Annotated in this window: 4 protein-coding genes; all 4 read right to left on the reverse strand. The window is 32.1% G+C overall.

Annotated features, from left to right (window positions below; translation table 11 throughout):
• Positions 1-7: 7 nt before the first annotated feature.
• Complete coding sequence (locus tag Q0505_RS06810; RefSeq protein WP_299210493.1) at positions 8-3151, reverse strand: non-ribosomal peptide synthetase; 3144 nt, start codon at positions 3149-3151, stop codon at positions 8-10.
• Positions 3152-3565: 414 nt separating this feature from the next.
• Entirely contained in the window at positions 3566-4558 is a 993-nt protein-coding gene (locus tag Q0505_RS06815; protein ID WP_299210495.1) for a TauD/TfdA family dioxygenase, read from the reverse strand.
• A complete protein-coding gene (locus Q0505_RS06820; RefSeq protein ID WP_299210497.1) occupies positions 4555-8514 on the reverse strand; it encodes an amino acid adenylation domain-containing protein in 3960 nt (1319 codons plus the stop codon). Before Q0505_RS06820 ends, Q0505_RS06815 begins: the two co-directional genes overlap by 4 nt.
• Complete coding sequence (locus tag Q0505_RS06825) at positions 8511-9875, reverse strand: aminotransferase class III-fold pyridoxal phosphate-dependent enzyme (protein WP_299210499.1); 1365 nt, start codon at positions 9873-9875, stop codon at positions 8511-8513. Before Q0505_RS06825 ends, Q0505_RS06820 begins: the two co-directional genes overlap by 4 nt.
• Between the last annotated feature and the right edge of the window lie 202 nt (positions 9876-10077).

The following is a 10077-nucleotide window of genomic DNA, read 5'->3' on the forward strand; positions in this document are numbered from 1 at the left end:
TATATAATTAAATTACTATTTCACTATCAAATTCTTGATTTGAACCTACTTTTTTAAGGTCTCTAACATCAACGACCCTGTTGATCTCTTGGGCTATATCTTTTATTGTGGCTGATTTAAAAAAATCTCTGAGCTGGAGCTTTACGTCAAATATTTTATAAATATGATTTATTACTGTTACAGCTTTTAAACTATTACCACCTATCACAAAGAAGTTATCTAGTGTTCCAATAGTGTCTACATTTATGATATCTTCCCAAATTTCTACTAACTTTTCTTCTACCTCATTTTCAGGTGCTAGATATTCTACTCCACTAGAAAGGTTGACACCTGTTTCTAGTAATGTTTTCTTATCTACCTTACCATTTACCGTTAATGGAATACTTTTTAATTGCACATAATAACTTGGCAACATATACACTGGTAGCGTTTTTAATAGATGCTCTTGTAATGAGGTAGCACTTTGGGGTACTTCAGAGACAACATAGGCTATGAGCTCTTTGGTTTTATTTTCTTCGGATGTCGCAATTACGACAACATCAGTTACACCTTCTTTTTCTCTTAGGTGTTGTTCAATAGCCCCTAATTCTATTCTATAGCCTCGTATTTTTACTTGATCATCTTTTCTGCCTATGTATTCGATATTTCCATCAGGAAGCCATCTAGCTAAGTCTCCTGTCTTATAGACTCTACAGTTACATTCAGGGAAATCTTCTATAAATTTTTCTCTTGTTAATTCATCTCTATTAAAATAGCCTAAGGACACTCCTGATCCTCCAATGACAATCTCTCCTACTTCACCTATTTGACATAAATTATCTTTCGCATTTTTAATAAAGATCATTGTATTGGCGATTGGTTTTCCAATCACGATTTTCTCTTCATTAAAGACTTCTTTTACAATACACCCTACTGTTGTTTCTGTAGGACCGTATTCATTAAATATTCTAACATTAGGGTTAATGTTTCGAACAATATCAACTTGGTTTTTAAGAAGCTGTTCACCTCCACAAATAATAGTATTTACATGGGTAGATTTAATATCTAAATCCTTGAGTAAGGACAAATGTGCTGGTGTTAACTTTAATGTATCAATAGAAGGGTCATTAAAACTTTCTTCCAATAATTCACTAATATCTTTCTCTTCATTTTTAATATTTAAGACTTTTCCCCTTGTTAAACTTGTATATAAAGAAGTTACTGTAAGATCAAAAGAAATGGATGTAAGCAATGCCCAATTACCACTTTCACTATCATTAAAATAATAGTCATTTGCACATTGAATATAATGAACTAAGTTACCGTGTGTCACTAGACATCCTTTTGGATTTCCTGTAGAACCTGATGTGTATATACAATAGGCAACTTCTTGTGAAGTCACATCTGATATGTAGGTCTTGCATTCATTATCATATATAGTTTTATCTGAAGGGTTAATAACTCTTAAAGAGTTTGTGCTTTCAGACGCTATCCCTTCTACATCACTGATTAATAGTTTGCTCTTACAATCTTGTAAAATAAATTTGACCCTATCCTCTGGATACGTTTGATCTATTGGGATGTAATAGGCGCCAGTTTTTAAGATCCCTAACATACTGATTACATACCAATCCGAACGTTGTAATAGAATACATACTGGATCTCCTTTCTCAACAGTATACTTTTCAGATAAATACGTAGCAAATTGATCTGAAAGTCTGTTTAACTCTCCATAAGTGATTTCTTTTCCATCGTATATAAGAGCTGTATTCTCAGGATTACTGACAACTTGATTTTCAAATAATTCAAGTATGGATTCCTTATTTGAGTATACTTTTTTTGTGGCGTTTGCAGATGTAATAATCGTATTCTCTACCTCGCTTAATTGTGCTTTTGTAGCTGTATCTAAATTAAAATTTGTTACATATTTTTTAAGCTGACTCTCTAATACATCAATCTCTTTTTCAGTATATCTTCCTGAGTCGTAGTACATATCTACAACAATACTATCACCATAATCAACACAACTTACTTTTAGAAAAAAAACATCTCCAATAGTGTGAAAATCACTGGCGATAAAACCAGAATAGTTTTGGCTTTGTTTTGTATAATTTTTAATATCTACATACTCAAAATTATAATTAAGTGTTTTCTTATTATTTGATTCTGAACTCTTCCTGTCCAAAGAAAAATAGTCTGCCCAATTTTCTACTTGTTTTATCTGCTTTCTTACTTCTTTAATTCCAGATATGATATCCAAATCTTGTGGTACAGCAAGCTTAATAGGTAATGTTTTAGTAATTAACCCTAGTGTAGCATTAAGCTCCTCATAAGCTCTTTTGGGTTGTGCATATCCTATGGTTATTTGATCTTCTGTAAATACAGATAAAAAAGAAGCATATTTATATAGTAATGTATCCTCTAATTTGACATTATTATTTTTACAGCTATTTTTAAAGCTTACATACTCATCCCCTTTTAAGAAACCAATTTGCCTCCTTTCTGGAGTAAATTTTTGACTCAGAGTTTCATTTACAAAAGGGTCTATTTTCTGACCAATTTGTGGTTTATATGCTTCCCAAAAAACAACCGCTTCTGCTTCTGGGTTTTCTATTAACTCATTTTGCCAAGCTGCGTAATTAACATACGCTATACTTTCATCTTCTTCTGATGTAACTCCAGCTACTTCTAAATTTGTATGAATAGCTTTTGATAATTCTTGACAGAATAAAGAAATACTAAAAACATCTGACCAAAGAGCATATAACCTTACATACACCTCTTTCACGTAAGTGTTCTGCTTTATAACACAGAATCTAACGGGTACATCTTCAGAAGGATTATAAGATCTCTCTAATTGTTTTGATAAAGAACTTTGAAAATCTGAACTCGTATTATCAATCTCCGTATAATCTATTACTTCTTTTTCAGAAGCGAATTGTACAGGAAAAATATAGTTTTTAGGAGTATGAGTTTTAAATCTCAATACTTCATGTTTTTGAACTATTGACAGCAAGGCACTTTGTAGTTGATCACACGGGATTTGTGTATTAAATGTCAGCGTTACTTGACTATAAAAAACGTTGGGATTATTCCCACTTACTTTCCATAGGTTTTTCTGATTTTCGGAAAGTTCATATCCATCAATATTTTTGGAAGTATTTGAATTCATAATACTATGTTATTTAATTGGTTCCTTTTCTAATACCTTGTATTAGAAAATTATATAAAATGTAAAGGGAGAGACCTACATATTTACTTATATGTAAGAGGTGCTATTTCCTTGAGTTTGAAACAGAACTCATTAAGATCTGTATAAAAATCTGACAGACTACTTACTAATAGCATCAATACGTTGATTCATGTCATTAGTTTTGTCAAGATATCATCTTGTAAAACATAATAATCGCATCCAGTTATACTTTCCTTTGGGAAAGATCCTTATCCTGCGGAAGATGGGATTATCATTGTAGATAATCTAGTTGAGTGTGTAATTTTGTAATACAAAGTCAAGGAAGCACCTTATATAACTTGTTGCTTTTCTTATTTCACAATATCAAAATTGTAAGTAAACTCATTCTATTTTCTAAGATATAGAAACTATAATTTTACGTTCTCCTTGATAGGAGTTTCTACCGTGAGATGCTAGCATATTATCTAAAAATAGCACATCTCCTTTTTCCCAAGGAAACATTATGGTCGCTTTTTTATATGCGTTTTTTAGTTCTTCAATTTCTTCTTTAGAAATTTCTGTTCCATCTCCAAAAAAAGTATTATTTGGAAGTTCTTCATCGGATGTTACAGAATCTAAAATATCATTATTAAGCATATACTTATTAAAAAATAATCCGTGATTAAACCATGCTAACTCTTTAGTAATTGGATGCTCCCATATTGCTTTTTTAGTCCAAGTTAGAACCAACTGATCATCACTAACCCAATTAAAGTTCATTCCATTTTGGAGACATTCTTCTTCTACCATTTTCTTATCAGATGTCTGAAATACTTCTTGCCAATTGAGTCCTAGAACTCCACTTAGGTTTCTTCGGTACTGTATTCCTTTATTCAAGAATTTATTTCTTAGGGTTTCACTTAGGTTTTGTAAGATCAGTCTATTATCTGCTATTGGTGTTTCTCCTCTTAAAGTTGCCGGTATTATACAACAAAAAACAATTCTTGAAGGATGATTAGGTGCATAAGAACTCTCACTATGCATATTGATTATTTGATCTTCAGGATAAGTTGTAGAGACATATACATTGTTTGACAATTCAAAACGTGGAGATGATCTAAAGGAATAATCTAGTAGGTCATTTGGAAACTTATTCATTAAAGTTTCAAACTTATCTACTGTATCAATTCCGAAACCTCTACATAATATCCCTCCATACTTTCTTAAATTATCTTCAAATTGAATTCTATTGTCAATTACCCAGCTATTTATGTCAAAACCAGCATGAACAGGCTTCATAACCATGGGTAATTTAATAGGGTTTTCAAAAAAGGAAACTTTGATCCCTTCATCGTCTGTTATCTTCTTAGTTGTCATTGTCTTAAGAAGGCTTAATCTATTTTTCATACCATGTTTGTTTTAATAGTTTTTAGCTTATGAAGATTTTTCTTCTTGAAATTTTGAATTTTCTCCACTTGATAGTTCACATCCTTTATTTTTGCTTCTTGATGTATTAAAAGCTTTTCAAGAAGGTGTTTAAAATCACGCATTAACTTTTCGATGATAGATCGGTCATATAAATCGCTATCATAATTGATATCAAAATAGATATTCTTGCCTCTTTCCATAAAATTAACAAGTAAATCTAGTTTTGATTTCATCTCACCCATATCAAGTATTTCATCTACCTCCTTTACTTCTGTCTCTGAAACATTATTTATGATATTATGAAATGATAACATCACATCATAAATAGGGTTTCTTCCCAGATGTCTATTAGCGTTTACATCTTCTACAAGCTTATCAAAAGGATACGTTTGGTGATTGTAGCTTTGGAGTGTTGTGTCTTTAATTGCTCTAAACGTTTTCACGAAAGTATCCTCAGGATCTATCTGATTTCTCAACGCCAACGTATTCATATAGAAGCCTATTTGATTTTTTAAATCTGAGTGACCTCTTCCAGCGATGGGAGTTCCTATAACAAAATCCTTTTGCCTTGTATATTTATAGAATAAAATGTTCCATATAGTAAGCACTCCCATAAATAAGCTTCCTCCATGTTCATTACAGAAAGATTTCAGTTTTTGAGTGTCTTTTAGGGATACATAAGTTCCTAATGTATATCCGTTATAGTTCTTAGTACTAGATCGTTCCTTTTGACCTGGTATACTTAATAAAGGTAGTACGCCTGAGAATGTATTTAACCAATATTCTTTATGCTCTTGATATTCCTGTTTGGTTGTTTGCTCATTCTCCCAATACGCATAATCCTTATATTGAATTTTTAATTCAGGAAGTTTTGGCAATGTGTTATTTTGGAATGCCTCATAATACGTTAAAACATCTTTTATTAATACTTCTGTAGACCATCCGTCTCCTATAATATGATGTATATTGTAATACAGTACTTGCTTATCATCAGATAGGTTGAGAAGGGCTATACGTAATAGAGGTCCTTTTTCTAAATCAAATGCTATCTGCATATCACGATCTACATACTCTTGCACCTTCTGGTTTTGATTCTCCTCGTTACTATAGTCTTGATAATCAAACGTGAAATCAAACTCATCCTTAGAAAGTACCCACTGTCTTAAATTACCTTTGTTGTCTAACTTGAAAACAGTTCTAAGAATCTCATGCCTTTCAACGGTCGCTAGAATTGCTTTTTTGAGGACTTCTAGATCTTGGTTTCCATTAAGTTCTATTTGAGAAGGCATATTATATGCACTAGAAGCTCCTTCTAATTGACTAATAATCCATAAGCGCTTTTGGCCATGAGATACAGGGTAACTTTCTGCTTCTTCTATTTTTTGGATTTCTGTAAAAATATTTACTTCAGAAGTTTCAATTAAAATTGCGTGTGATCTCAAAGTAGTATTTCTGAAGAAATCTTGAAACTCAATCTTCACGTTGAACATTGTATGATATTCATTTTTCAAACGCATGAGTTTTAAACTGTGCCCTCCTAAATCAAAGAAATTATCAAGAGCACTTACCTCATCAACTTGTAGGATTGTTTTCCAAATAGCAACTATTTTTTCTTCTATTTCATTTTCTGGAGCTACATACTGTTTGTCTTGTGTTCTATATTGGTCAGGATCTGGAAGTGACTTTTTATCTATTTTTCCATTCTTTGTTAGCGGAAATATATCCATTTGTACAAAGACCGATGGTAACATATATTTTGGCAGTTTATTTAGTATTGTACTTTCTAATACTGACTTTTCAATTTCTTGATCTGCGATATAGTAAAGTGTTATTCTTTGTTTATCAGTATCGGCTATTGCTTTTGTATTTTTCACTTCTGGCAGTGCAGATATGACATTTTCTATAGCGTCTAACTCTATCCTATGTCCGAGAATTTTGACTTGATTATCATTTCTACCTATAAACTCTAGAGTACCATTAGGCAAGAACTTTCCTAAATCACCAGTTTTATAAATTCTCTTTTTTGAAGTAATTCCTTTTGTAGGTCCTTTAAGAAAGGATTTTTCTGTTTTTTCTTTGTCATTTAGATATCCTCTCCCAACGCAAGGACTAGCTAGTAATATTTCTCCTTGAACTCCTACAGGAACTTTTCTCATATTTTCATTTACTATATGAACTTCAAAGTTTTGAATAGGGTACCTCATGACTGGAACAGAATAATTTTCAGGAACTTCTGTCATAATAAAATGAGATATGTCATCAGAGGCTTCTGTGGCTCCATAGGTATTAACAATAGGAATACTTGGATATAATGACAGCCATCTATTTACCATGGACTTTGTAAGCGTTTCTGCATTTAAAATAATCGACTCTAAGTTTAAGCTATCTATTTCCTTTTTGTCTTCTATATGTAATAATAGCTCAAGTAAATATGAAGGTACTAACTCTAATACAGTTATTTGATCTGTGGCAATACTAGTAAAAAAGCTTTTTACATCTGCAATAGTTTCTGTATCATAAATAATACATTTACCACCTGTTACTAATGAAGAAAATAATTGCCAAACAGAAATATCAAACGTATGCGGGGCATTTTGAGCAACAATACTATCACTATCTATAGATAGCTCTTTTATTTTTGCCCCAATATGATTGATCATCCCTAAATGCTCTATCATTACTCCTTTTGGTTTTCCTGTAGATCCACTTGTGTAAATTACATAAGCAAGATCATTGTCATCAATTGTTTTTTCAAGAGGAGTATCTAGTTGTTTTTCTACATCATTCTGAATTTTAGTAAGATCAATAATTGGCACATTTACATCTAATCTAGAAAGTTGTTCTAGTACTGAAGCATCATCCGTTATAATTGCTTTTAAGTTTGCATTTTCAATGATCTGTAGTACATTATCATCTGGCAAACTTGTTCCAATTGGCACATACGCACTTCCTGCTTTCCAAGTCCCTAAAATTGATTTTACCATATTGATAGATCGTGATAACATCACTCCAAAAAGATTATCTTTTTGAGCTTGATAGTTTTTTACGATATATCTAGAGAACTGGTTGGATTGTTTATATAAGTTTTCATACGTAATTTGTTGACCTTGACTTTGAACGGCTATCGCTTTCTTATTATTCTTACATTGAGCATCAATTAAATCAACAATATTCTTATCTAAAGAGAAGTATGATGCTGGTTTATTAATTTCTTCTATAATGCTTTTTTCTTCTTCAGAACGATATTCTAGTTCTAAGATAGGTGCATACGTTTTTTCTAGAACCTCATCTATTACTATCTTGAAGTTTTCACTAAATAATTTTAAAAGTTTTGTATCATATAATTCTCCTTTAAAATTTATTTCTAAATAAGGTTTTGCTTCTTTCAATTCAAACCTGAACATTGTTTTTATTAAATCTCCAAATTCTTCATTTTCTGTTTGTCCTATAACAATCCCAAACTGTGTTGCTTTATCTAGAATTCCTTTTTCTATAAGATTAAGTCTCGCTTCGTCAAATGTTATTGTGTATTGGATGGCTTCTAAAAGTGATTCTTTTAATAAAGAAAACAACTCTTTAAAGTTATTTTCTAGCTTTATTTCTGGTTTAACAAAAAATGCTTCTTCTATCTCTCTAGTATGACTGAACTGGTTAACTGGCGATAAGAATAAAAAGTTCTCTTCATAATGAGATAATAGAATACTTAATGTGCTTACATAAAAATTATAAATTAACACATCAGATCCATTACATAGATTATTAATTTTCTGTACTATTTCTGGGTTTAAATATGTTATTTCAATAGTATTGGTGTTTGCATTTTTTTGATTTGTTCCTCCAAAAAATGAAGCTTCGTCAGCATCTACAATCTCTTGAAGATGCTTATTCCAAAACTCTTCTGTTTTTGCTTTTTGTATTATTATATTTTTATTCATCGTAGTACAGTCTCTTTTTTTAATTCTATAGTTACTTCTTCAATACATTCTTTTATTGCATGTACGATCTCATCTAATTGTTCTTCATTAATAGTTAATGGAGGGGTAATTAGGATATGGTCTCCTGCTACTCCATCTACAGAGCCTTTGCCAGGATATAGTACAACTCCTTTTTGAATTGATTTTTCTCCAATTTTTTTAGAAATCCCTAATTCTGGTGGGAATGGAGACTTGGTTACTTTGTCTTGAACGAGTTCTATACCGCATTGTAATCCTACTCCTCTAATGTCTCCAACCATATCATACTGACGTAGTACTTCTAATTTTTTAAGAAATAATGCGCCCATATCTTTTGATCTTCTTACAAGTTGCTCTTTCTCAATAATGTCTAACACTACTGTTCCTACAGCTGCTCCTACTGGGTTACAGGAGAATGTATGTCCTCCAAGGAATGCTGTTTTTGAATCTTCTAGTGGCTGTATTACTTTTTCTGAAGCAATAACAGCAGATAATGGATAGTATCCTCCACTAATTCCTTTTCCTGCGGCTATAATATCTGGGGTTACCCCGTAATTGTTAATCCCAAAGTTTTCTCCTGTTCTTCCGAAGCCAGAAAGAATTTCGTCTGAGATAAATAAAATTCCATATTTCTGACAGATTTCGTACATCCCTCTAAAATAATTTTTAGGAGGTGGCACGGCTCCCATTGCTGCTGCAATTACAGGTTCTGCAATAAAAGCAGCTACTGTTTCTGGACCCGTTTCTAGAATTGTTGCTTCAAATTCTTGAAGTAAACTTTGAACATATTCTTGCTCTGAGAATTGTGACGGTCTTCTATAATTATATGCGGGAGATATGTGTGGGAAGTTGTTTAGCCACTTGGTGTATAATTGCCTTCTAGCTTTCATCCCTCCGATATCTAACATAAAAACAGAATTTCCATGGTAAGTATTCCAACGAGATATGATTTTATATCTGCTATTCTCTCCTCGTACTTGATGATATTGTAGTGCTAGTTTTACTGCATTTTCTACAGCTTCTGTCCCACTCATCACTGTCCAAGATTTTACAAATCCTTTAGGAGCAAAGTCTACTAATCTTTGTAAGTAATTCTCTACGATATCTGAGTTAAAAGCATGTGTTGGTAATACTGCTATTTTTGAAACCTGCTGACATATTACATCTGCAATTTCTTGTCTCCCATGTCCCAAATTAGACACAGCTGAGGAACCAGAAGATCCATCTAAGTATCTTCTTCCTTGTTCATCATAGAGGTAGACTCCTTTTCCATATTGAATTTTAGCGTATTGCTTATTCATATCTGGGCAAACTGCCATTGAGTGTATTAGTGGTTTGATCATGGTGAACTTTTTTTAGTTATAAAATGTATTAATACTGTAATTACTCCTGAATTTTGTGTAGCTTTTTTGTCAAAAACAGAATTGATGTTTCCTTTGCGTTAGGGATAGAAGTGGTATCCTTTTTTATGTTATCGCCTTGAGTGAATACTCACGATAACATAAAAAAGATATAACGGATAGCCCGCCCGAACGCCAAAAAAAA

Source organism: uncultured Dokdonia sp. (assembly GCF_937910895.1).
In the GTDB taxonomy this organism is placed as follows: Bacteria; Bacteroidota; Bacteroidia; order Flavobacteriales; family Flavobacteriaceae; genus Dokdonia.